Source organism: Paenibacillus athensensis (assembly GCF_004514475.2).
Classification (GTDB): domain Bacteria; phylum Bacillota; class Bacilli; order Paenibacillales; family NBRC-103111; genus Paenibacillus_AL; species Paenibacillus_AL athensensis.
Genome location: NZ_MYFO02000016.1, coordinates 80,467 through 105,464, shown reverse-complemented (window position 1 = coordinate 105,464; position 24,998 = coordinate 80,467). Strand labels below are relative to the sequence as shown.

Below are 24,998 nucleotides of genomic sequence, written 5' to 3'. Positions count from 1 at the left end.
CAAGATGCGCTGCAAACGATGAAGCAAAAGGCAGCGGAAGGACAGGAGATGTGGCAAGGCATCAAGCAAAGCTTTTCGGATAAGAAGGAGCAGTTTGCACAAGGCGATCCGAACAAGAAAGCGGATATGCTGGGCTTTGGTGTAGAGCAGGTGGCGGAGTTTTTTGTGGGCGCGGCAGAGGTAAAAAGTCTTTTGGCAGCGAGAAAAGCGGCGATGGAAGCGGCCATGCTGCGGAGCAGGGTCATCGCCCATATTGAGCAGAATTGGACGATTCGTGAAGCGTCGCGTATTGACGAGTATTTGCTGAACGAGCGGAAGCTGATGGAGGACTTGGCGGCGAAAAGGGCGGCTGAGGGGACGGGTGATCTTGATTTTAAAGAATGGGCAGATATGCCTGTTAGCGGTCAAGTACAAACAGCACCAAATGGACACAGATTGATTAGCATACGTGATTTAAAAATGTTTACGAAAGAAATGAATGAAAAAAATATTAGAGTGGTTATTGATAGCAAAGGTAAGATATTGCCAAGTTTTGCGGACGGAGGATTCAATCCTACAACTGGTCAAATTGTGTTGAAAAAAGAGCCAACATACTTAAGTGCAAAGCATGAATCATATCATGCGCAACAATGGCTCGAACTTGGACAAGAGCAGTATTTGAAACTAACGACTTTAGAAAGAGAAGAATATGTATATAGTCAAATAATGAAAAATAAAGATTTGTACACAAGTGCAGAAATTTTGTTTTCACAAAAGTATATATTTAAATTACGAACTGGCGAGTGGCCACCACCCGGATGGAAAGGTTTTGAATGAGAAGGGGGATACAATGGGAACAAATATAACCTTAAGTATGGCTTTAAGTATCGCTAAAGATTATATGAGCAAGTATGATCTTTCAGGCGATATTTTAGAAAACTTGGAGCGTACAATAAGATTCTATTCTGATTTTGATAGTATCACTGGGTCAGTATGGTTGGTGATGGTAAGTATTACGCCAAATGACTTTTTTGCAGAAAATGAATACACAATTGTAATTTCTGATAAAGAAGCATCAGTTAAATATATCATCGACCCAAATGGTCATGTTCATAGCCCCCATTTAGAAACTTTGACACATGATGAATTTGATTCACAATGGAATGATGATAGTGATCAATAGTACTACCTGCCAAACTAACTTAGATCATTTAGTGAATTTAAAAATTAGTGAGATGATACCAATGTTAAGTGAATATAAGGAACTGAAGCAATTTATTGTTGAAGATTTTGAAGAATTTTTAAATGAAGAATTAGAAGCCGAGGATATTAAGAAAATCTTTCAGGATATTGAACAATACAAAGGACATTTTGGACATATTTTGTAATGGGCTATACAGTTGCGGGAAGAACATACGGGCCAAGTACTTACTGATGACATTGAAATTCATATGTTGGAACAGTAGATAAACCGGAGTTATGGGAAGAAATTGTGAAGAAAGCACCTATTCTGCAAAAAGCTATGGATACGCTGCCGGAGTTACGGGATTATCCGAAGGGGAAATTGAACAAATAAAAGCCGAGCTTCACTGAGATTCGGAAGCGACAGTCAGGAACAGTCGGGAGAAATCACTCCCGATTGTTTTATTTTGCAGCGCATCGCGCTCCAAGCCCGCTTCATTGTAAGGGGAACCCTAAGTGTAGTACAATAGGCTTTGTGAAATGGCGGCTGTTGCGGCCGGAGCCTTTTTTTACAGGCAGAAAGACAGGGGGAACCATACGATGCGTTGGCACGAAATTACTGTACATACAACGGAAGAAGCAATCGAAATGATTTCGAATTTTATTCACGAGCTGGGCGCCGGAGGCGTTTCAATCGAGGAATCGGGTACGCTGAATAAGGAACGCGACACGTCGCTGGGGCAGTGGTATGAGTTGCCGCTTAACGATATTCCCGAAGGGCGTGCGGTGATCAAGGGGTATTTTGCCCAAGGCACGAATACGGACGAAGTGCTGGAGCAGCTTCAGCGCTCGGTTGAGCAGTTGCGTGAATTTGATATCGATACCGGAGAGCCGACCTATGAAGTTAAAGAGGTGGATGACGAGGACTGGGCGAATGCCTGGAAAACGTATTTCAAACCGATTCGTGTCTCTGACCGCTTGACGATCAAGCCGACGTGGGAGGACTACGAGCCGACGGAAGGCGAGCTGATTCTGGAGCTGGATCCGGGCATGGCGTTTGGCACAGGTACGCACGCGACGACGGCGCTTTGTTTGCGCACGCTGGAGAAGGTTGTCCGTCCAGGCGATGACGTGATTGACGTGGGAACAGGCTCGGGCATTTTGTCCATTGCCGCCGCCAAGCTCGGCGCTCGTCATGTGCTGGCTGTCGATCTGGATCCGGTTGCGGTATCAAGCGCTACGGAAAACGCGCGGTTGAATGCGTTGGAAGCGACGATCACGGTCAAGCACAGCGACTTGCTCGGCGTGATTAAAGCGAGCGGTGCGGACGGCTCCGGCGAATACGGCGTTCAGGTGCCAGTTCAGGTCGTCGTTGCCAATATTTTGGCGGAAATTTTGCTGCTGTTCATGGACGATGTGTATGCGGCGCTGCAGCCGGGCGGTCATTATATCGCTTCGGGCATCATTACGAGCAAGGAAGCCGATGTCGAGAAGGGGCTGCTCGCAGCCAATTTTACGATTGTGGATAAAAGCTACGATTCCGATTGGGTCGTAATTACGGCGAGAAAGATGTAGGTGATCGGCGATGGATTCCTTCTTGCGCTTTCCGCTTGAATACATTCCTTTTATCTTGCTAGTTGCGATTATTGCTTTCACCATTCATGAATATTCTCATGCGTATTTAGCCGACAAGTTCGGCGATCCGGGTCCGCGTCAAATGGGGCGAGTGACTTTAAATCCGATTGTCCATATTGACATATTCGGTTTGGTGTTGTTAGTAATCGCGGGTATTGGCTGGGCCAAGCCGGTGCTTGTCAGTGCAGGCAGATTTAAGAAGCCACGTTGGCATGGAACCATTGTGGCGGCGGCCGGACCTTTTAGTCATTTAATCTTGGCTTTTCTAGGCGCTTTTCTGATCAACCTGTTCAATCATTTTGACTGGTTGAATGCGATGTCGCTTGGGGGAGCGCGGGCCATCGTCATTTTCTTGTTTTATTTTCTGAGCTTTAATCTGGTGCTGTTTCTGCTCAATATTATTCCGCTTCCTCCTTTGGACGGGTATTTGATTATTCGTTATTGGATGCCGTATCGCTTTGCTGCCAAAATGCAAAAATATGAGCAATGGGCGCCGTATGTTTTCCTGCTACTGGTGTTCATTCCGCCGTTGCGGCACGTGACGATTGATCCCTTGTTCAATCTGCAATGGTATATTTTGGATTTCTATAATATTCCGCTTCGCTGGATATTTGGCTACGCCCTTGACTGGCGGCAAATGCTCATGTAGCCAGTAGCTTTTCCCGACCAAAACAGGTATCATGTAGGGTGAATGTTTACCTTTAAACGGATTCTTTACAGATAGAGAGGCTTGTTGTATGCAGCGTTATTTTGTTGCGCCGGAGCAGCTGCGCGCGGATACGGTTGTGCTTGAGGGCGACGACGCCCACCATTTGCAGCGGGTGATGCGCGCCGAAATCGGCGATCAGTTTATTTGCAGCAACGGTCTGGACCGCGAGGTGCAGGCTCGAATTACGGCGCTGGAGAAGGGCGTCGTTACAGCGCAAATCGTCAAGGAGCTGGCGATGAACGCCGAATCTGCGGTGCAGGTGTGGGTGGCGCAAAGCTTGCCCAAAGGCGATAAAATGGAGCTGGTCATTCAAAAAGGGACCGAGATCGGGGCAGCCCGGTTTCTTCCTTTTTTATCGGAGCGAACCGTCGTGCAATACGATGCTCGCAAGGAAGCTAGGCGCGCCGAGCGCTGGCAGAAAATCGCCAAGGAAGCCGCTGAGCAGGCGCATCGCAATTGCGTGCCCAAGGTTGAAGCGGTGCTGACGTGGAATGAACTGCTGAAGCTGGCGGGCGAGGTCGATGCGGCGTGGATTTGCTATGAAAAAGAGGACGGCAGCCAGCTGCGCCCGGCGCTTCGCAAGGCGCTCGCGGCCGGCAAGCTGGAGCCGGGGCGGCGCGTGCTGCTTGCCGTCGGACCGGAGGGCGGCTTTACGCCGCAGGAGATTGCGGCAGCGGAAGCGGCCGGCTTTGAATCGGTGTCGCTTGGCGCGCGGATTTTGCGGACGGAGACGGCCGCGATGGTCGGATTGACCTGCCTATTTTATGAAACCGGAGAGATGGGAGGATGAAGCAACATGGCAACAGTCGCGTTTCATACGTTGGGCTGTAAAGTGAATTTTTACGATACGGAAGCGATTTGGCAGCTGTTTAAAAACGAGGGCTACGAGCAGGTCGATTTTGAGCAGACGGCCGACGTTTACGTGATTAATACATGTACGGTGACCAACACGGGCGATAAAAAAAGCCGGCAAATGATTCGCCGGGCGATTCGCCGCAATCCCGAAGCGATTGTCGCGGTGACGGGCTGCTATGCGCAGACGTCGCCGGCGGAAATTTTGGCGATTCCCGGCGTGGATATGGTGATCGGGACGCAGGACCGCGATAATATCATTCCGCTGGTCAAACAGTTCGAGCAGGAGCGCCAGCCGATTAACGCCGTGCGCAATATTATGAAAACCCGGCAGTTTGAGGAGCTGGACGTGCCGGATTTTGCCGACCGGACGCGGGCTTTTTTGAAAATCCAGGAAGGCTGCAACAACTTTTGTACGTTTTGCATTATTCCTTGGTCGCGCGGGCTGATGCGCAGTCGCGAGCCGGAAAGCGTCATTCGCCAGGCGAAAGCTCTGGTTGCTGCCGGCTATCAGGAAATTGTATTGACCGGCATTCATACCGGAGGATACGGAGAAGACATCGAGGATTACAGCTTGGCCAAGCTGTTGTGGGATCTGGACAAGGTGGAAGGGCTCAAGCGCATCCGCATCAGCTCGATTGAAGCGAGCCAGATCACCGATGAGGTGCTGGAGGTGCTGAACGGCTCGGACAAAATGTGCCGCCATTTGCACATTCCGCTGCAGGCCGGCCATGATGAGGTGCTGTCGCGAATGCGCCGCAAGTATACGACGGAGGAGTTTGCCAGCAAGATCGAACGGATTCATGCGATTATGCCCGGCGTGGCGATTACAACGGACGTGATCGTCGGCTTCCCCGGCGAGACGGACGAGATGTTCCGCAGCGGCTATGCATTTATGGAGCGGATGGGTTTTTCGGAAATGCACGTGTTTCCGTATTCCAAACGAACCGGCACGCCGGCGGCGCGGATGGTCGACCAAATCGACGAGGAAGTGAAAAATACCCGCGTCCATGAGCTGATCGACTTGTCGGAAAAGATGCAGCTGGCCTACGCGCAGCGTTTTGTCGGACAGGTGCTGGAGGTCATTCCGGAACGGGCTTACAAGGGCGCGCCGGATAGCGGCTTGATGATGGGGTACTCCGACAACTATGTGCAAATGGTGTTTCCGGGTACAGCGGACATGATCGGACAAGTATGCCGGGTGAAGGTCGTCGAAGCCGGAGTGAATGAAAGCCGCGGCGAGCTGGTGGAAGCCGGGCAATCCGGGACGCCGCAGACGGCGCAAGCGGTAAATCTATAAACGGATGAAATAACTGCCTCTAGCCGTGGATGCTCCAGCCGGAGCCGCTGCGATAGAGGTTTTCTCATTTTCGATTCAGGGAGGAATTTATGTTATGAAGGAAATTTCAGCGGGCGGCGTCGTGTTTCGCCGTGAAGCGGACGAATTGCTCATCCAATTGATTCAGGACCGTTTTGGCAACATGACGCTGGCCAAGGGCAAGATGGAGCCTGGCGAAACGGTGGAGGAAACGGCGCTGCGCGAAATTGGCGAAGAAACGGGCATTCATGGACGGATCGTCGGACCGCTGGAGCGGATCGCATACCGCTTCTCCGATGCGGTCAAGGGCGATGTTGAGAAAGAGGTGCATTACTATCTCGTGGAAGCTCTTGATGCCGATGTGCAGGTGCAGGTGGAAGAAATCAGCGACGTGTTGTGGCTGACGCCGGAGGAAGCGTGGAAGCGTCAATTGGAGTCGGGCTACGACAACAATAATGTCGTGCTGCACAAGGCACTGGCGCGTCTTGGCTGCAGGGCGGCGTCGATTCGCGACATGCCTGCGGCACAGCTGGCCAAGTATATCGATCATACGCTGCTGATTCCGGGAGCGGGCGCTGCAGCGATAGACAAGCTGTGCGCCGAAGCGAAGCAATACGGCTTCTACAGCGTGTGTGTAAACAGCGTGTGGGTAGAGCGCTGTGCGGCGGCGCTCGCTGGCAGCGGCGTACAGATAGCGGCGGTGGTAGGCTTCCCGTTCGGCGCGTCGTTGAGCGAGGTCAAGGCGTTTGAAGCAGCGGCAGCGGTGCGTTGCGGGGCGACGGAAATCGATACGGTGCTGCCGGTGGGCCTGTTGATCGACGGCCAAGACGACGCGGTCCGCGACGATATCCGCCAGGTGGTGGATGCGGTGCGCGGCCAAGCAATTGTCAAGGTGATTCTGGAGACCGGACTGCTGAATGACGAGCAAAAAGCCCGCGCCTGCCGCTTATCCGAGCAAGCCGGAGCGCATTTCGTCAAGACGTCGACCGGCTTCGGCCACGGCGGCGCGACGGTTGAGGACGTGCGGCTGATGTACGCGAGCATTACGCCTGCATTGACCGTCAAGGCGTCCGGCGGGGTGCGCGACCGCGAAACGGCGCTGCAAATGATCGAAGCGGGCGCAACGCGGCTGGGCACGAGCTCCGGCGTCGCGATCATGAGCGGAGGCTCAAGCGGCTCCAGCTATTGAGATAGGCGGCCGGCAGCGCGATCAGCGAGCAGATGACGTTGAATAACGTCTGCGCGCGGGCGATTTGCGCCGCCGGGTCGTGCGCCAGCAGCGCAGACAGCGCCGCGAGCTGGTGCAGCAGCGGGTAAAAGAGCAGCGCGCCGCCGACGTTGAGCACAACGTGCGACCAGGCGACGAGCTGCCCGGCCCGGCTGCCGCCGAGCGCGGCGATCAGCGCCGTAGCGCACGTGCCGACGTTGGCGCCAAGCGTGATGGCGATGCCGAGCTCCGGCGTCAGCGCGCCGCTGGCGGCGAGGCTCATCGCCATCGCGATGACGGCGGCGCTGCTGTGGATGAGCGCGGTGACGGCAGCGCCGGCAAGCACGCCCCACAGCAGGCTTTGCGCGGCATGCGCAGTGAACCAGGCGAACAGCCCCTGCGCTTCCAGCGCCGGGCCTAACGCCTGGAGCATGGCGATGCCGAGCAGCACGAGCGCAAAGCCGGCCAAGGCGAGCGAGCCGAAGCGCAAGCTGCGTTGCCAGCCGCGGGCCGTGGGAGCCGCGGGCGCAGCGCCGGTTGCATCGCCGCCGTTGCCGCAGTCGCGACCGCCGTCAATGGCGCGCCTGGCGGCAGGCGGCGGCAGCGCCCCGGCGAGCAGCCAGCTCGCCAGCCAGCCGGCGGCGCCGATCAGCAGCAGCGGCAGGCCGAGACCGCTGATCGACAAGCCGATCAGCTCGGTCGTCAGGCATGTGCCGATGTTCGTGCCGAGCACGATGCCAAGCGTGCGCGCAAAGGTCAGGACGCCAGCGTTCACCAGCCCGATGGCGATGACGGTAATCGCGGTGCTGCTTTGCAGCATCGCGGTCAAAACGGCGCTGGCGGCCATGCCGCGCAGCGGCGTGCGGGTGAAGCGCTCGAGCCACGAGGTCAGACGCGCGCCCGCCCATTGGTGGAGCGCCGCTTCCATCAGCTTCATGCCAAACAAAAAAACAGCCAGACCCATCAGCATGGGCAGAACAATTGCAGTAAACATAAGCGGCGATCTCCTTCGCTTGCTTTTGCATTCAATATATGTGACCCGGCAGACGAGCATGACAAGCCGGCTGGCAGCGGGCACGTGTTCAGGAAAAGGATGGCGGACGGACGATGGTTGCGATTTATTTGCAGAAAAAACGAAAATTCCGGCTGGAGCAAGGCCACCCTTGGGTGTACCGCAGCGAAATCGAGCGGGCGGACGGCGTTCCCGCCCCGGGCCAGCTCGTCGCTGTGCACAGCCACAACGGCCAATATCTGGCTACAGGCTACTATAATGAAGCGTCGCAAATTACGGTGCGCGTTGTCGCTTACGAGCCGCTGGCTGCGATGGACGCGGACTTTTTCCGCGAAAGGCTGGAGCGCTGTGCGGCTTTGCGCACCCGGTTTCTCGGCGAAGCCGAGTCGTATCGGCTCGTTTACGGCGAAGCGGACGGATTGCCCGGGCTGATCGTCGACAAGTTTGCCGACGTGCTTGTCGTGCAAATCCTGACGCTGGGCATGGACCGCTGCCGCGAGACGCTGGTGAGCGCGCTGGTCGAGCTGTTTCAGCCCAAGGGCATCTATGAGCGCAGCGATGTAGCGGTGCGCGAGCTGGAGGGGCTGGAGCAGACGAAGGGCGCGTTGTATGGGGAATGTCCCAAGCATGTCGACATTGTGGAGAACGGTCTGCGGATTCGCGTCGATATCGAGGCGGGCCAAAAGACGGGGTATTTTTTCGATCAGCGGGAAAATCGGGCGGCGATTGCGCCCCTGATGACGGGCTGGGGCAAGCGCAGCGGCATTGAGCTGCGGGAAATTGCCGATGGCGAGGGCGTGCGCCGCGCGGCGGTGAACAAAAGCGGCAAGGAAGTGACATTCCCCTATTGGGACGGAGCGACGGTGCTGGAATGCTTTTCGCATACCGGCAGCTTTACGCTGAACGCCTGCAAATACGGGGCGAAGAAGGTGACCTGTCTCGACATTTCCGAGCATGCGATTGAAAGCGCGCGGATGAATGTGGCGTTGAACGGGTTTGAGGAGCGCGTTGAATTCGTCGTCGCCGATGCGTTTGATTATTTGCGCAGCCAGGCCAAGGGCGTCGAGGAGCGCAAGCAGCGGGCCAAAGCCGGTCAGGGCGAGATCAAGCTCGATACGTCGAAGCCACTGGGCGGCGAAGGGCGCACGTGGGATGTTGTGATTCTCGATCCGCCGGCGTTTGCCAAGACGAAAAGCGCGGTCGAAGGCGCTTGCCGCGGCTACAAGGACATTAACCTGCACGGGATGAAGCTGGTGAACGAAGGCGGATTTCTCGTTACGGCCAGCTGCTCGTATCATATGCGGCCCGAGCTGTTTCTGGAGACGATTCACGCAGCGGCCGTCGATGCCGGCAAGCAGCTGCGGCTGGTCGATTTTCGCGGGGCGGGCAAGGATCATCCGCGGCTGCTGGGCGTGGACGAGGGGCATTATTTGAAGTTTGCGATCTTTGAGGTGCGCAGCAAAAGCAAATAGCAAGCAAGCGGCGGAAGCGGAAAAGCCGGTTGGCGCAAGGGATGAGATGTCCTTTGGCCGACCGGCTTTTTGATATGGACGTGCTAAGCGGAGCTGAGGCCTATCATGCAACCAACCGTCGGACGCAGCCGGGTTGGCACGCGTCTTACAGCCGCCTTACCGCCGGCAGCTCATTCCGGGAGCCACGCGGTACGGAAACTTTTGCAAGGCGACCTGCATGTTTAGCGGATACGTGCGTTTCGGATTTGCGCCGAGACTAATGTTCCTGCCTATGCCCATGCTCATGATCGTGCTCATTCTCATGCCCATGCTCGTGTCCGGTAAAAGCTTCCTCCACGTTTTGCACGATTTCAGCAACGGCGTCGCTGATCGGATCGGTGGGCGCGGCGTTTTTGCGCTCCATTGGCGACAGCAGCGCTTCTTGAGCGGCGGCCTGACGTTTGGCGCGGTTGTTATCGGGGGTATTCATAAACGATCACCTCTTTGTTTTCATATGCGTTAGAACTCCGGTGAAAAACCAGTGTCCTCCGCTCGATAGCGGTTTCCACTCGCTGTTGTAGCCGGATTTTCCGATAGAATGACCCCGTTTGGGGTGAAAATCCGTCGACAAGGGCGACCGCTGACGCTGTTCCAGCTCCCTATCGACTCTCCGGCCACTTCTTCACCGGACTTCTAGGATGCGCCAATGCCGAACGTTTTATGCGTGGAGCTGCGGCGCTTCGGTCTCTGGCAGCAAGTGCCAAGCCGCGTTTTTTGCAATAATATGATAGAATAGGGAGAAAGATAGACCGGAAAGGAGAGATCGGGATATGGCAGTGCGATTTGTGATCGGACGGGCGGGCAGTGGTAAAAGCGAGCTGTGCCTGCGCGACATCAAGCAGCGGCTGCTGGCGGACCCGGATGGCCCGCCACTCATTCTGCTCGTCCCCGAGCAGGCGACCTTCCAGGCCGAGCATGCGCTGGTGTCGTCGCCGGGCGTCGGCGGCATGATCCGCGCGCAGGTGCTCAGCTTTCATCGGCTGGCGTGGCGGCTGATGCAGGAGGAAGGCGGCACGGCGCGCCTGGCGATCGACGAAACGGGCAAAAAGCTGCTGCTGTTCAGGATCTTGCAGGAGCGCAAGGACGATTTGCGCCTGTTTCGGCACGCCGCCGAGCAAACGGGCTTCGTCGACCGGCTGAATCAGCTGTTTACGGAGCTGAAGCGCTACTGCGTAACCGCCGAGCTGCTGGCCAAGCAGGAAAGCGGCATGGCCGGCGAATTCGGCTACGGCGGCATGGTCGGCGACAAGCTGCACGACATTCGGCTTGTCTATGCCGACTTCGAGCGTGAGCTGGCCCGGCAATATTTGGACGGCGAAGATTATTTGACGCTGCTGGCGCAGCAAATTCTCGCATCGACGTATTTGCGCGAGGCGTCGGTGTGGATTGACGGCTTTCACGGCTTTACGCCGCAGGAGCTGACGGCGCTGGAGCGGCTGTTTGCGCAGTGCGCCGAGGTGACCGTTACGCTGTGTCTCAATCGGGGGTATGAGCCCGGTGCGGAGCCGCAGGAGCTGGATTTGTTTCATCCGACGGCCCAAACTATGATTGAGCTGCAAAACCGGCTGGTCCAGCTCGGCTTGCCGCCAGGCGAGCAGGTGCAGCTGCGGCCCGAGGTCGCTCCGCGATTTGCGCAAAGTCCGGCGCTCGCTTATTTGGAGCGGGCCTTCGAGCAGCGCGTCGGCGCGATCGGCGAAAGCTTCGCCGTCCAACCGGGCCAGCGCGGTCTGGAGGAGCAGCTGACGATTCGCGATGCGGTCAACCGGCGCGCGGAGGCGGAGGGCGCAGCGCGCGACATGCTGCGACTGGCGCGCGAGAAGGGCGTGCGCTGGCGCGATATGGCCGTGATGGTGCGCAACATGGAGAGCTACGGCGACTTGCTGCGCACGGTGCTGACGGATTTCGGCATCCCGCATTTTTTTGATGAAAAAAGAACGGTGCTTCACCACCCGCTGGTCGAGTTTATCCGCTCGGCGCTGGAGACGGTCGCCAGTAATTGGCCTTACGATGCGGTATTCCGCTGTGTCAAAACCGATCTGCTGCTGCCGGGAGCGGGCAGCGAGCCCTTGCTGGCCGAGCAGCGCAGCGCGATGGATCAGCTCGAAAATTACGTGTTGGCCTGCGGCATCAAGGGCTCGCGCTGGACGGACGGCAAGCCGTGGACGTATACGCTGCGCGCCGATCTGGACAATCCCGAGCAGCAGCAGCTCGCCGATGCGGTGTATACGGAGCGGTTGAACACGTGCCGTGCCTGGGTCGTCGGTCCGCTGCAAGCGCTGGCCAAACGGCTGCGGCAGGCGCGGACGGTGCAGGGCAAGGTTGAAGCGCTGTACGAGCTGCTGCTCGATATCGAGGCCCCGGACAAGCTGGAGGCGTGGAGCGCAGCGGCCCTCGCTGCCGGTAATCCCGAAAAGGCCCGCGAGCACGGGCAAATGTGGAACGGCATCATCGATATGTTCGACCAACTGGTCGAAACGATGGGTGAACAGGAGCTGTCGGGCGAGCTGTTTGCCGGTCTCGTCGATACGGGTCTGGAGAGCATGAAGCTGGGCCTCGTGCCGCCGTCGATGGATCAGGTGCTGATCGGCAGCATGGACCGCACCCGCTCCAGCGGCATTCGTTATGCATACCTGCTTGGCTTGAATGAAGGCGTCGTTCCGGCGCAGCTGCAGGAAAACGGCGTGCTGACCGAAGCGGAGCGCGAGCTGTTGGCATCGGGCGGTTTGCCGATGGCCGACGGCAGCCGGCGCAAGCTGCTGGATGAGCAATTTCTGATCTACACATCGTTGACTGTACCGAGCCACAGGTTGTGGCTGAGCTATCCGCTGTCCGACGAGGAGGGCAAGACGCTGCTGCCGTCGGAGCTGATCAAACAGCTGCGCCGCCTGTTCCCGGCTGTCGGAGAACGTTTGCTGCCGGCCGAACCCGCGCCGGAGCAGCCGGAGGAGGAGCAGCTGGATTTTATTGCCCATCCGGGGCATACGCTCTCGCGGCTTGCTGTGCGGCTGAAGGGCTGGATGAACGGCGAGCCCATGCCGGAGCTGTGGTGGGACGCTTACAACTGGTTTGCCGGCCAGAGAGGCGGCCAGACCGGGCTGCAGCCGCTGGTCAAAGCACTGCTGTACACGAACCGGGAAGCCGATTTGAGCCCGGAGGCAAGCCGCCGACTGTACGGACGGCACCTAAGGGCCAGCGTATCGCGGATGGAAAAATTCGCGGCCTGCCCGTTTTCCCATTTTGCGTCGCACGGACTCAAGCTTCAGCAGCGCAGGGTTTACAAGCTCGACGCGCCGGACATCGGTCAGTTATTCCACGCAGCGTTGAACCAGTTCGCACGTGGCTTGCAGGAGGAGCAGCTGGAGTGGGGGATGCTGACCGACGAAGAAATTTTCTCCCGCTCGGCGCAGGTCGTTGAAGAATTGTCGCCAAGGCTGCAGGGGGAAATTTTGCTCAGCTCCAGCCGTTACGCCTACATTGCCCGCAAGCTCAAGCAAGTTGTCGGCCGGGCCGCCGTTGTTCTCGGCGAGCACGCCCGGCGCGGCGAGTTCAAGCCGCTGGGCCTGGAGCTGGCGTTCGGGCCGGGCCAGACGCTGCCGCCGCTTACGTTTACGCTGGAGAACGGCTGTACAATGGAAATTATCGGACGCATCGATCGCGTCGACGGCGCCGAGGGCCAAACCGGCTGGCTGTTGCGCGTGATTGACTATAAATCGAGCCAGACCTCTTTGCAGCTCTCCGAGCTGATGTACGGGCTCAGCCTGCAAATGCTGACTTATTTGGACGTCGTGCTTACCCATGCCGAGCTGTGGCTGGGGCTGCCCGCCAAGCCGGCCGGCGTGCTTTATTTTCACGTACATAACCCGCTGCTGTCGCCGAAAAACGCATTGGACCGCGGTGAGATCGAGCGCGAGCTGCGCAAGCGGTTCAAGATGAAGGGACTCGTAACAGCCGACCCCGACGTGGCAGGGCGGATGGACGATGAGCTGGCGCGCAGCGGAGGCCACTCGCAATTGATTCCGGTTGCTTTGAAAAAGGACGGCAGCTTTTACAGCAGCTCCTCGGTCGCTACTGATGCGCAATGGGAGCAGCTGCGCAGCTATGTGCGCAATATGGTGCAGCGGATTGGCGTAGGCATTACCGACGGACATGTCGCGATCACGCCGTTTCGGATGGGCAAAAAAACCGCCTGCCAGTTTTGCGACTATAAGGCGGTATGCCAGTTCGATCCGCTGCTGGACGACAATGAGCTGATCACGCTGCGTCCGCGCAGCAAGGAGCAAATTTGGCAGGAGCTGGAGCGGACGCAGGAGCGTTAGGCAATGGCGGAGCAAGCAGACCGTCAGATACACCGTCGTTCGGGCTACAGGTCGGCTTGATCAATCGTCGCGGGGGCAAAAAGCGGTGCCAAACAAGCGGGGACGTTGCGACGGCGTCTCCGCTTTGTTCAAGCGAAGCAGATAAACCGGCAGTGGCCGTTGGGAAAGGAGATTCACGTCATGTCAATGCAGCAACAACCTAAGCCTTTGGACAGCACATGGACCGACGATCAATGGGACGCGATTACGCTCGCCGGCCGCAATATGCTCGTTGCCGCTGCGGCAGGATCGGGCAAAACCGCGGTTTTGGTCGAGCGGATCATTCGGCGGATTGCGAGCGAGCAGCAGCCCGTCGATGTCGACCGGCTGCTGGTTGCGACCTTTACAAAAGCGGCTGCTTCCGAGATGAAGCACCGGATTCGCGACGCGCTGGAGAAGGAGCTGCTGCGCCAGCCACGTTCGCAGCATTTACGCAAGCAGCTCGCGCTGATGGGACGCGCTTCGATTACGACGCTGCATTCGTTTTGTCTGGAGGTGGTGCAGCGGTATTTCAGCCTGATCCGGCTCGATCCCGGGTTTCGCATCGCCAACGAGACCGAAGCGGAGCTGCTGCGCCAGGATTTGCTGGAGGAGCTGCTGGAGTCGTATTATGCGGCCAGCGAATCGGAGTCATCCAGTCCGTTCTGGCGGCTGGTCGACGCATTTAGCGGCGAGCGGAGCGACGCGGCGTTGATGCAGCTGGTGCAAAAGCTGTACGACGTGTCGCGAAGCCACCCGTGGCCGGACCAGTGGCTGCGCGAAGCTGCATTGATGTTTGGCCCGCAGCCTGAGGCCGCAGCGGAAAGGCTGCAGGAAGCCGCCGAAGCTGGCAGCCCGCTTGCGGAAGCGGAAGCTGCGGCGGAGCTGGAGGCGGCATGGCAGGAAGCGGCAGCGGCTATGGAGACGGACAGACGATCCGATGCGCCGGAATTTGCGGCTTGGCGGCTGAACGATGCAGCATCGGCGAAGCTTGATGGGGAAGCGGCTGCAGCGCCTGTCGACTTCTCGCGCTGGGAAGCCAGCTTGGTCGCCGATGTGCAGCTGGAGCTGACCGGAGCGGCCGACGTGCTGCGGCAGGCGCAGGAGCTGGCGGAGCAGCCGGGCGGTCCGACGCCGTATTTGGCCAACCTGTCCGATGACCTGCAGCTGATCGGGGAGCTGCTTACAGCGTCGCGCGGACCGTGGTCCGATCTGCATGCGCGGTTTCAGACGGCGGAGTTCGGCAAGCTGAAGGCTTGCAAGGGCGACGATTACGACAAGCAGCTGCAGGAGCAGGTCAAGGAGCTGCGCAACCGGGCCAAGGAGCAGGTCGGCAAAATTCGCGAGGAGCTGTTCGGGCGCACGATGGCGCAATTCGCTCAGGAGGTGGCGGATATGGCGCCGCTGCTGCATACGCTCGTCGATCTGGTTTGCGATTTTGCCGGGCGTTATCAGCAGGCGAAAGCGGCCAAGGGGCTGATCGATTTTGCCGATCTGGAGCATTACTGTTTGCAGATTTTGCGCGAGCCGGGCGCAGCTCCGGGCCAGCTGGTACCGTCGCAAGCGGCTTTGGCGTACCGCGAGCAATTCGTCGAGGTGCTGCTGGACGAATATCAGGACACGAATCGCGTGCAGGAAGCGATCGTCGAGCTGATCTCGCGGCCCGGAGCCGGCAACCGCTTCATGGTCGGCGACGTCAAGCAGAGCATTTACCGATTTCGTCTCGCCGAGCCAGGACTGTTTCTGGAAAAATACAAGGCGTATGCGCGCGATGTTGCCGCCAGCGGCTTGCGCATCGATTTGGCGCGCAATTTCCGCAGCCGCCGCCAGGTTGTCGACGCCGTGAATTTCTTGTTCCGCCAATTGATGAATGAAGGCGTTGGCGAAATTGCTTACGACGAGCGGGCCGAGCTGATTTATGGAGCCGGGTATCCGGAAGCGGAATCGGATTGCGCCGTGGAGATGGTTTTGATCGATCGCTCCGTGGAGACGGGCGAGGCCGAAGATGAAGCCGACCGCTACACGGAGGAAGAAGACGGAGGCGTTGCGACGGAGGGGGCCGGTCCCAGCGATTTGGAGCTGGAGGCGCAGGAGCTGGAAACCGTACAGCTCGAAGCGCGCGCGATGGCGGCTCAAATCCGTCGGCTGCTGGGCGGCGATGCGCCCGCGGACGGGACGAAAGGGCAGCAAGCTTTTCAAGTATTTGACAAGCGCGTTGGCGGCATGCGCCCGGCTACGTACCGCGATATCGTCATTTTGCTGCGGGCTACGCAGATGTGGGCTCCGGTTATTATCGAGGAGTTCAAGCATATGGGCATTCCCGCGTATGCCGATTTAAGCACGGGGTATTTTTCCGCAACAGAAGTGGAGGTTATGCTGTCCCTGCTCAAAATTATCGACAATCCGTATCAGGACATTCCGCTGGCAGCGGTGCTGCGTTCCCCCGTCGTGCTGCTGAATGCCGATGAGCTGGCCCGCATTCGCGCGGTTGGCAAGGGACAGCCTTTCTACGAGGCGCTGCTGCGGGCGGCAAAGGGCGGCGTGGAGCCGGATGAAGCCGATACGGAAGCGGCTGCCGGGGCGGAAGCCGCCGACAGCGGGCAAGCGGCGGGCGCAAGCGGCGGCAAAGGGTTCGCCGGACTGGAGCCGGCCGTTGCTGGTGCTGGCGAGCGAGCTGACGGCAAGGCCGGCGACTGCGATACGCCCGGTCAGGAAAGCCCTGATGACGCTGCGTCGGAGCCGGACGAGCTGGTGGTCAAGCTGCGGCGTTTCCTGGAGCAGCTGGAGCTGTGGCGCAGCGAAGCGCGGCAAGGCTCGCTGGCTGATTTGATCTGGCGGATTTATCGCGAAACCGGGTATTACGATTTTGTCGGCGGTCTGCCGGGAGGCGTGCAGCGTCAAGCGAATTTGCGGGCGCTTTACGACCGGGCGCGCCAGTATGAAAGCACGTCACTGCGCGGCTTGTTCCGCTTTTTGCGGTTTTTGGAGCGGATGCAGGAAACCGGCGGCGACTTGGGGACGGCCCGTTCGCTTGGCGAGCAGGAGGATGTCGTCCGCATCATGTCGATCCATAAGAGCAAGGGGCTGGAGTTTCCGGTTGTTTTCGTCGCCGGTATGGCCAAATCGTTCAATCAGCGCGATCTGAACGATGCTTTTTTGCTGCACAAGGAGTTAGGTTTTGGTCCGCGATTTATTGATACCGAGCTGAGGGTCGGCTATCCGTCGCTGCCTTCACTGGCCATCAAACGGCGCATGAAGCTGGAGCTGCTGGCCGAGGAGATGCGGGTGCTTTATGTAGCGCTGACGCGAGCGCGCGAAAAGCTGATCTTGCTGGGCACGGTCAAATCGCTGAACAAGCTGCTTGGTGCGTGGTCGCGCCATCTGGCGGGAGGGCAGCCGCATTTGCCGGACTATGAGCTGGCGCGGGCCAAATGCTATTTGGATTGGGTCGGCCCGGCGCTCCTGCGTCATCCGGCAGCGGAGGGCTGGCGGCAACGGCTCGACCTGCCGGGGAATGCGAACGCGCTGCTGGCGGATGCGTCTGAATGGACGTTTACGGTGCTGCGTCCGCAGGAGCTGCTGGCTCCGACCGCGCCGGCCGAGGAGCCGAATGCCGATGAGGCGCAGTCGGCAGCGGCAGCCTTGGCGCAAAGCCGTCTGGAGGCGCTGCGCCAGCTTGCGCCGGTCCCCTCAAGCGGCATCTGGCGCGAGCGTCTGGAGCAGCGGCTGAGCTGGCAGTATGCGTATGCAGAGGCACCGGCATTTTTTGCCAAAACGACCGTTTCCGAAATGAAACGTCTTGCCGACCGCGGCCGCATAACGGCCGAGGAGGAGCTGCCGTCGGCCGTATTCGGCTTGGGCCGTGAGCCCGCTGCAGCGCCGTCCGTGCTGCGTCGTCCGCGTTTTTTGGAGCAACGGCGGCTGACCGCTGCGGAAAAAGGCACAGTGGTCCATGCCGTGATGCAAAATCTTCCGCTCGTCCCGCCGCCAACGGCGGATTCCATCCGCGAGCTGCTGGCTTCGATGCTCGAGCGGCAAATGCTCACCTGCTTGCAGGCTGAATCGGTGGAGCCCGAAGCGATTTTGCGCTTTTTTGCTACCGATCTTGGCCGGCGGATGCTGCTTGCGCCGCGCTTGCGCCGCGAGGTGCCGTTCAGCTACGGGCTGGACGCATCCGAGGTGTACGTCCATGCGGGTCCTTCGGCAGCGGGAGAAACGGTGCTGATTCAAGGTGTTATCGATTGCTTGTTTGAAGACGATCAAGGGCTGGTGCTGCTTGATTACAAAACCGACGCCGTGCGCGGCAGCTCGCCGGATGAGCTGCGAGAGCGCTACCGGGTGCAGATCGGGCTGTATGCCCAAGCGGTTGCGCATATTTGGCGGCGTCCGCTGAGCGGCGCGTATTTATATTTTTTTGACGGCGAAATTTTGGTTGAAATGGATGTACCGGAGGAGGAACGAGGCTGATGCGCATTTTGCATACCGCCGATTGGCATTTTGGCCGCGCGCTGGAAGGGCGCAGCCGGATGGAGGAGCAGTCGGCCTTCATGGACGAGCTGGTGCAAATCGTCGAGGATGAGCAGATTGATCTTGTTCTGGTCGCCGGCGACGTGTATGACAGCGTGAATCCTCCGGCCTTGGCCGAGCAGCTGTTCTACGAAGGCGTGTCCCGACTGGCGGCGGGCGGACGGCGGCAGGTGGTGGTCATTGCGGGCAATCACGATCAACCGGAGCGCTTGGCGGCTTCCAGTCCGCTGGCTGCTGCTCAAGGCATTACGCTGCTCGGCTTGCCGACGCCGCAGCTGGTCACGGCAGGTACGGCGAGAACGGGCGAGCTGGCAAAAATCGCTGCGCTGCCTTATCCGTCCGAGGCCCGGCTCAAGGAGCTGTTGTCCGAGGATGCGGACGAAGAGTCGCTGCGCAGCCATTATTCGGCGCGGGTCGGACAGCTCATTCGCCGAATGGCGTCCGGGTTCACCGGCGATAGCGTGAACGTGGTTATGAGCCATTTGTACGTGCTTGGCGGCAGCGAAACGGAATCCGAGCGTCCGATTCAGGTCGGCGGAGCGTACACCGTTGATACGGCCGCATTGACCGCCGGAGCGCAATATGTGGCGCTCGGGCATTTACATAGACCGCAGCTGGTCAAAGCGCCGATGCCGATTCGCTATGCGGGTTCGCCGCTGGCGTACAGCTTTTCGGAAGCCGGGCAAGCCAAATCGGTGACGGTGCTGGAGCTTGCGCCGGGCGAGGAGGCACGTCCGCGGGAAATTTTTCTGCGTTCGGGCCGCCCACTGGTTAGCTGGAAAGCTGTTGAAGGTTTGCAGCAGGTGCATCGTTGGCTGGACGAAGGCCGCGATCCGTCTGCATGGATTGATTTGGAAATCCTGATGACCGAGGCGATGTCGCTGGAGCAAATTCAGGCGCTGCGCCGAGCGCGCGCGGGATTTATCCACATACGTCCTGTGTTTACAGAAATAGCGGATACCACAGAGCTGACGGCAATGTCGTCTTTGCCGATGGACGAGCTGTTTACGCGCTTTTATGCGCGGCGCACCGGAGGAGCTGTTCCAGAGCCGGAGCTGGTCCGGTTGTTTCTGGAGCTGCTGCATGAGACGACGGCGCAGGAAACGTCGGGGGAGTGAAGGGGGAAGTGAAACGAGATGCGTCCGATTCATTTGCAATTATCCGGGCTGCAAAGCTATCGGGAGCCGCAGGAAATTGATTTTACCCGGCTGTGCGCGGCCGGCGTATTCGGGATTTTCGGTCCGACGGGCAGCGGCAAATCCTCGATTCTCGATGCGCTGACTCTGGCACTGTACGGTACGGTGGAGCGGGCCAGCCGCGGCACGCAAGCGATTATGAATCACGCGGAGACCACGTTGTCCGTTTCGTTTACGTTTGAGCTGACGAATGCGTCCGGTGCGCTGCGCTATCGGGTGGAGCGGCAATACAAGCGGGAATCCGAGCTTTCCGTCAAAAATACGATCAGCCGGCTCGTACAGATTGCTGGAGGTTCTTCCACGGTGCTAGCCGATAAGGATAAGGATGTCAATCAGCGGATTCAGGCGATTTTGGGCCTGTCGATGCAGGATTTTACGCGTGCGGTTGTGCTGCCTCAGGGGAAATTTGCCGAATTTCTGACGCTGACGGGCAAGGACCGCCGGCAAATGCTGCAGCGGCTGTTTCATTTGGAGCAATACGGGGACCGTTTGAGCGAAAAAGTGAGCGCCAGCTTCAAAGAAGCCGACAGCGCCGGCAAGCAAATTGCCGCCGAACAGCTTGGTCTCGGAGAAGCGTCGGAGGAGGCGCTGGAAGCTGCGCGTCAGGCGCTGACAGCTGCTGAAGCTGAACAAGGACTCAGCCGCACAGCGCTGGAGCAGGCCGAACGGCTGTATGAGGATTACAAGCAGCTGATGCTTTGGCAGCGCGAGCAAGAGGCGCTGGAGCGCGAAGCGGCGCTGCTTGGCGCGGATGAAGCTGATATTTGCGCCAAGGAGACACTGCTGCGCCAAGCCGAGCAGGCCGAGCGGGCACGGCCTTACGTGGAGCGCGCCGCTTCTGCGTCGGCCGAGGCAGACGCCACCCGGCGGCAACTGGAGGAGGCCGAACGTGCCCGCGTCGTTGCCAATGCGGCCTATCAGGCGGCGGAAACGGAGCTTGTGCGGGCGCAGCAGGCGCTTACCGAAGGCGAGGAACCGCTGCTTCTGAGGTTGCAGCAGCTCAAGCAAGCGCTGGAGCAGCAGGCGGAGCTGGCCGAGGTTGAACAGCAAATCGCTGGCTGCGAGGGCGAGGAGCGCGAAGCGCGCGCAGCCGGCGCTGCCAAGCAGGCGGAGCTCAAGGCCAAGCTGGAGACGAAGGAGAAGGCGCTTGCCAAGCAAGCCGATTTGAAGGAGCAGCTCAAGCGCGTCGAGGTTTCCAGTCAGGCGCGTCAGGCACTTCAGGATGCGGTGCAGGGCAAGCTGGCTGTGCGCCAGCTGGAGGAGCAGGAGCGCGAGCGCCGGTCTGACCGCGACCGGCTGGAGACGCAAGCTCAAGGCGCACGGCGTGCTCACGAGCAAGCGCTTGCCGGACGGGAGCAAGCAGCGGCGCAGCTGGGCGGCTGGTTTGGCGAGATGGCCGGACGGCTGGCAGCCGAAGCGGCGCTTGCGGCTGAAGCGGCCGCGCTGGTGCCGGCTGCTGCGGCAGCGGCTGAGCGTCAGCGCGCGGCGTGGCGGCAAGCCGAACGGCATGCGCTGGCGGCAAGGCTTGCCGCGGGGCTGGCGGCGGGCGAAGCGTGCCCGGTTTGCGGCGCGACGGAGCATCCCGCGCCGTATGGCGCGGGCGGCGAGGCTGCGAACGGGGCCGAAGCGGCCGAGCAAGCGGCCTTGCGCCTGCAGGAGCTGGCGCAAGAGGCGCGCGAGCTGCTGGGCGCGGTGCGGCTCGCGCAAAGCCGGACGGTTTCGCTATACGGCAGCGCGCTGCAAGCTGCGGAGTCTGCCGGGCTGGCAGACGCGCCTGGCTGGGCGGAAGCGGCTGCAGGGGTGGCCGGGGCTGATGCGTTGGATGTGTCGCTAGCCGGAGCGTTAGGTGCGGTGGAAGCTGAGGGTACGGCGCGAGCAGGTGCGTTGGGCGAGGTGGAAGCTGAGGGCGTGACGCGGGCTGGTGCGTTGGGCGAGGTGGAAGCTGAGGGTACGGCGCGAGCAGGTGCGTTGGGTGAGGTGGAAGCTGAGGGTACGGCGCGAGCAGGTGCGTTAGGTGAGGTGGAAGCTGAGGGTGCGGCAAGAGCAGGTGCGTTGGGCGAGGTGGAAGCTGAGGGCACGGCAAGAGCTGGGGCTTTTGGCGAATTGGAGGCTGAGGCGTTTGAGCGAACGCTGGCTGCGCAACGCGAGCGCTTGGAGCGTTTGGCGGCCGATACCGCAACCGGCGAGCGGTGGCTGGCCGCGCTGCTGAAGGAGCTGCAAACGGCCGAGCGTCAGGCCGACCAGAGCTCCGCCCAGCTTGGAGCGGCCGACCACGCGCTGGCCGAAGCGGGCCAGCGCGTGGACAACGCCGCTGAGGCAGTGCGCCGGCAGCGGCAGGCCTGGGATGTCCGCTTCGCCGGGCAAGCGGACTGGGAGACGGTCGAGCAGCGGCTCCGCGAGCTGCTCGACCGCGATCAGGCAGCCGACGAGCTGCGCGGCCGCATCGACAAGAGCATCCCGTTCCTCGACGGGCTGCTCGGCGAAATCGACGAGCTCCAGCGCCGCGCGCAGGAGCTCGACAAAGCGGCCCTGCAAGCCGAGACGCGGCTGCAGGGCTTGCGCGAGCGCGCCGCCGACAAAGCGCGGCAGCTGGCCGCGCTGCTCGCGCCCGGCGCGAGCGCCAAGCAGCTGCACGGCGAAGCCGCAGCTGCTCTTGAGACGCTGCGCACCGCGGCGCAGCGGGCCAAAACCGCGCATGGCGCAGCGCTCCATGCGCAGCAAACCGCCGCGCAGCGCGCCAGCGCCGCGGCGGAAGCCGCCGCTGCCGGGGCGCGGCAGCGGGCGCAAACCGAGCGCGAGCTGGCCGCCGCGCTCGAACAAAGCGGCTTCGCGTCGCGCGAAGCCGCCGAAGCGGCGGCGCTGGCGGAGCCGACGCGCCGCGCCTGGAGCGAGCGCGTGACAGCGCATCGCGCGCGCGAGCACGAGCTGCGGCTGGCGCTGGCGCAGCTCGCAGCCAAGCTCGCCGGCCGCGTCGTCAGCGCGGCCGATTGGGAAGCGGCGCAGGCCGGGCGCAGCGCCGCCAGGACGCGCGCCGAAGCGGCGCTGGCCGCTTGCGCGACGGCTATGCGCGCGGCCGAGGAGCTGGCGGTGCGGCATGAGCGCTGGCGCGAGCTGGAGGCGCGCCGCGCCGGGCTGGCAGAGCGCCAGGAGCGGCTCGGCAAGCTGCAAAACGTGCTGAAAGCCAACGCGTTTGTGGAATTTTTGGCCGAGGAGCAGTTGATGCAGGTGAGCCGCGCCGCTTCCGAGCGGTTAGGCCAGTTGACGAGGCGGCGTTATGCGCTGGAGGTCGATTCCGGCGGCGGCTTCGTCATTCGCGACGACGCGAACGGCGGCGTCAAACGCCCGGTCGGTACCTTATCCGGCGGCGAAACGTTCCTGACCTCGCTTGCGCTAGCGCTGGCGCTGTCCGCGCAAATTCAATTGAAGGGTGAGTATCCGCTGGAGTTTTTCTTTCTCGACGAAGGCTTTGGCACGCTTGATCCCGATCTGCTGGATATGGTGGTCGGCGCGCTGGAAAAGCTGCACATGGACAGGCTCGCCGTAGGCGTGATCAGCCATGTGGCCGAGTTGCGGGCCCGGCTGCCGCGCAAGCTGGTGGTGCTGCCGGCAGAACCGTCGGGTCGCGGCAGCCGCATTGTGCTGGAGGAGCAGTAACGCCTGAGCAGCAACCGCGCCTGCTTTTGCGCTCTGGCGCAAACGGGCACTCCCCGAATGCGGGCAGCCACAATCACTCCCAAGCTCCGCTCCGCGCTCGCTGGCGCAGGGCGGGGCTTTTTGCATCCGGTCTGCCAGCCGTTGTTCGGTCTTCCAAACGTTCTCCCGCCACCCATCGTCCGGCCCGAGCCACGCTCGGGGAGTCGTGCACGATACCTGCTGCAGTCGGACTGTGCTTACCCGTCAATCGCCGATTTTGCGGACAGGTAGGTTAACAGAGAGTTCGGGTTGCTTGTATTTTCCATATGCTGACAGCATCTTCGATTTAAAAGGGGGATGCCAATGGCGAACTTTCATCAAGCATTGCAGCATAAAAACCGCCTGTCGCCCGTACTGCTCAAGCGTGCGGGGGTTATGGCGGTAGGGGTCGGCTATGCCGATCCGGGCAAACCGGCGTCGGGAGCATGTGTCATTGTTTATACGAAAAAAAATATCGCCGCAGCCGAGATCACCAGTCTGAAGCTGGCGGTGACGCGGGCGACAGGAGCTGGAGCGAATGTGCCGATGCGATTCGTTTCGACGGGGACGTTCCACGGCCATGCGGGCCCAAAGGCACAATCCGGGGCCAAGCCTGCCGTATACGGCAAGCGCGTCCGTCCGGTGCCCGGGGGCGTCAGCATCGGCAAGCCCGATCCTGCAGCAACGGGTACAGCGGGCCTGATTGTGATCAAAAATAATCAGCTGTACATCCTCAGCAACAACCATGTCCTGATCAAAAACAATAGCACCGCCTATTCCGAGACGCTGCAGCCTGGACCGGCCGACGGCGGTCGCACGGTCATCGACCGGGTTGGCCGGGCCTATGAGTTTGTTCGGCTGCGCAAGGATATCGCCAACGTGGTCGATGCGGCGATTGCCCTGCCGCTCTCGAATAGCACGCTTAATCCGCGATATGTAATCAATCGAAACGGCGCATTGATTACCGTGCCGGGTCATCTGCTCAGCTACCGCGTCGGCGAGCTTTTCATGAAATTTGGCCGGACCACAGAGTATGTCACCGGCATTGTCGAATCGAACAACGTTGACGTGCGCGTCGACTACGGCGGATCGCTGGGCGTCCTGCTGTTTCGCAACCAGTCGGTGATTCGCGGTACAGTTCCGGTATCGCTGCCGGGCGATTCCGGTTCGGTCTGGCTGCGGGCCAGCGACCGCTATGCCGCAGCGCTGAACTTTGCCGGAACTGCCGACGGCTTGCGGTCGATCAGCAACCCGATTGCTTCGGTCATGTCGATTTTCGGCTTGCGGGTGGCCATTCCGGCCGCTGACGGCAAATTCGCCGCCGGAGCCGTTAAAGGCGCTGCTCCTCAGGGCAACCATGCGTATGTCCAGCCGCTGACGGCTCGCCAGCGGGCCCGCCTGCGGGCCATTCGCGTCAGAGCATCGCGCTAGGCGCAGTAAGGCATCTTTCTCTGCCGCAGCCGCACGGGACGCCGCATCGCACTGCCGCAGCCGCGCCGGACGCCGCATCGCTCTGCCGCAGCCGCGCCGGACGCCGCATCGCACTGCCGTAGCCGCACGGGACGCCGCATCGCACTGTCGCAGCCGCACGGGACGCCGCATCGCACTGTCGCAGCCGCACGGGACGCCGCATCGCACTGCCGCAGCAGCACGGGACGCCGCATCGCACTGTCGCAGCCGCACGGGACGCCGCATCGCACTGCCGCAGCCGCGCCGGACGCCGCATCGCTCTGCCGCAGCCGCACGGGACGCCGCATCGCACTGCCGCAGCCGCATCGGACGCCGCATCGCACTGCCGCAGCCGCACCGGATGCCGCATCGCTCTGCCGCAACGTGCCGATATCCGCAGCGCCGCTGTGATCTT

16 protein-coding genes are annotated in these 24,998 nt (G+C 60.4%); 14 read left to right on the top strand and 2 right to left on the bottom strand.

What is annotated here, in order from left to right:
* The 8 genes from B5M42_RS22600 to deoC all read left to right on the top strand — a co-directional run.
* Positions 1-816: zincin-like metallopeptidase toxin domain-containing protein (locus B5M42_RS22600; protein WP_329959355.1), on the top strand; the 816-nt coding region annotated here is incomplete at its 5' end.
* 13 nt (positions 817-829) lie between these two features.
* Positions 830-1,162: a hypothetical protein gene (locus B5M42_RS22595; RefSeq protein WP_134757028.1), complete on the top strand. Its 333-nt coding sequence runs from the start codon at positions 830-832 to the stop codon at positions 1,160-1,162.
* Entirely contained in the window at positions 1,152-1,367 is a 216-nt protein-coding gene (locus B5M42_RS22590) for a hypothetical protein (RefSeq protein WP_134757030.1), read from the top strand. The genes B5M42_RS22595 and B5M42_RS22590 overlap by 11 nt, the downstream gene beginning before the upstream one ends.
* A gap of 394 nt (positions 1,368-1,761) precedes the next feature.
* A complete protein-coding gene (prmA, locus tag B5M42_RS22585; RefSeq protein WP_134757032.1) occupies positions 1,762-2,736 on the top strand; it encodes a 50S ribosomal protein L11 methyltransferase in 975 nt (324 codons plus the stop codon).
* Positions 2,737-2,746: 10 nt separating this feature from the next.
* Positions 2,747-3,445 (top strand): site-2 protease family protein, encoded by a 699-nt coding sequence (locus tag B5M42_RS22580; protein WP_134757034.1) that lies wholly within the window; start codon positions 2,747-2,749, stop codon positions 3,443-3,445.
* 88 nt (positions 3,446-3,533) lie between these two features.
* Entirely contained in the window at positions 3,534-4,295 is a 762-nt protein-coding gene (locus B5M42_RS22575) for a 16S rRNA (uracil(1498)-N(3))-methyltransferase (protein ID WP_134757037.1), read from the top strand.
* A 6-nt stretch (positions 4,296-4,301) separates the two neighbouring features.
* Complete coding sequence (gene mtaB, locus B5M42_RS22570) at positions 4,302-5,657, top strand: tRNA (N(6)-L-threonylcarbamoyladenosine(37)-C(2))-methylthiotransferase MtaB (RefSeq protein ID WP_134757039.1); 1,356 nt, start codon at positions 4,302-4,304, stop codon at positions 5,655-5,657.
* Positions 5,658-5,751: 94 nt separating this feature from the next.
* On the top strand, positions 5,752-6,864 hold the full coding sequence (gene deoC, locus B5M42_RS25630) for a deoxyribose-phosphate aldolase (protein ID WP_134757041.1): 1,113 nt from the start codon (positions 5,752-5,754) through the stop codon (positions 6,862-6,864).
* On the opposite strand, the gene B5M42_RS22555 is transcribed toward deoC, so the two are convergent.
* Positions 6,830-7,876 carry a Na/Pi cotransporter family protein gene (locus B5M42_RS22555; protein ID WP_134757075.1) on the bottom strand — a complete coding sequence of 349 codons (1,047 nt, stop codon included), beginning with the start codon at positions 7,874-7,876 and terminating at the stop codon, positions 6,830-6,832. The two genes, deoC and B5M42_RS22555, sit on opposite strands and share 35 nt — an antisense overlap.
* A 113-nt stretch (positions 7,877-7,989) precedes the next feature.
* Here B5M42_RS22555 and B5M42_RS22550 point away from each other — a divergent pair, with 113 nt between their 5' ends.
* Positions 7,990-9,366 (top strand): class I SAM-dependent rRNA methyltransferase, encoded by a 1,377-nt coding sequence (locus B5M42_RS22550; protein WP_134757043.1) that lies wholly within the window; start codon positions 7,990-7,992, stop codon positions 9,364-9,366.
* 256 nt (positions 9,367-9,622) lie between these two features.
* Here the strand turns inward: B5M42_RS22550 and B5M42_RS22545 are convergent, their stop codons facing one another.
* Complete coding sequence (locus B5M42_RS22545; RefSeq protein ID WP_134757045.1) at positions 9,623-9,835, bottom strand: hypothetical protein; 213 nt, start codon at positions 9,833-9,835, stop codon at positions 9,623-9,625.
* A gap of 340 nt (positions 9,836-10,175) precedes the next feature.
* Here B5M42_RS22545 and addB point away from each other — a divergent pair, with 340 nt between their 5' ends.
* The 5 genes from addB (at position 10,176) to B5M42_RS22520 (ending at position 24,565) form a co-directional block, all read left to right on the top strand.
* Positions 10,176-13,721 (top strand): helicase-exonuclease AddAB subunit AddB, encoded by a 3,546-nt coding sequence (gene addB / locus B5M42_RS22540; protein ID WP_134757047.1) that lies wholly within the window; start codon positions 10,176-10,178, stop codon positions 13,719-13,721.
* 180 nt (positions 13,722-13,901) lie between these two features.
* Positions 13,902-18,206 (top strand): UvrD-helicase domain-containing protein, encoded by a 4,305-nt coding sequence (locus tag B5M42_RS22535; protein ID WP_134757049.1) that lies wholly within the window; start codon positions 13,902-13,904, stop codon positions 18,204-18,206.
* Positions 18,206-19,384 carry a metallophosphoesterase family protein gene (locus B5M42_RS22530; RefSeq protein ID WP_134757051.1) on the top strand — a complete coding sequence of 393 codons (1,179 nt, stop codon included), beginning with the start codon at positions 18,206-18,208 and terminating at the stop codon, positions 19,382-19,384. Before B5M42_RS22535 ends, B5M42_RS22530 begins: the two co-directional genes overlap by 1 nt.
* Positions 19,385-19,402: 18 nt before the next feature.
* The gene (locus tag B5M42_RS22525) at positions 19,403-23,116 is read left to right on the top strand and encodes an AAA family ATPase (RefSeq protein ID WP_134757053.1); all 3,714 of its coding nucleotides are present in this window, start codon (positions 19,403-19,405) and stop codon (positions 23,114-23,116) included.
* A gap of 342 nt (positions 23,117-23,458) precedes the next feature.
* The gene (locus tag B5M42_RS22520; RefSeq protein ID WP_230633145.1) at positions 23,459-24,565 is read left to right on the top strand and encodes a hypothetical protein; all 1,107 of its coding nucleotides are present in this window, start codon (positions 23,459-23,461) and stop codon (positions 24,563-24,565) included.
* Positions 24,566-24,998: the final 433 nt, after the last annotated feature.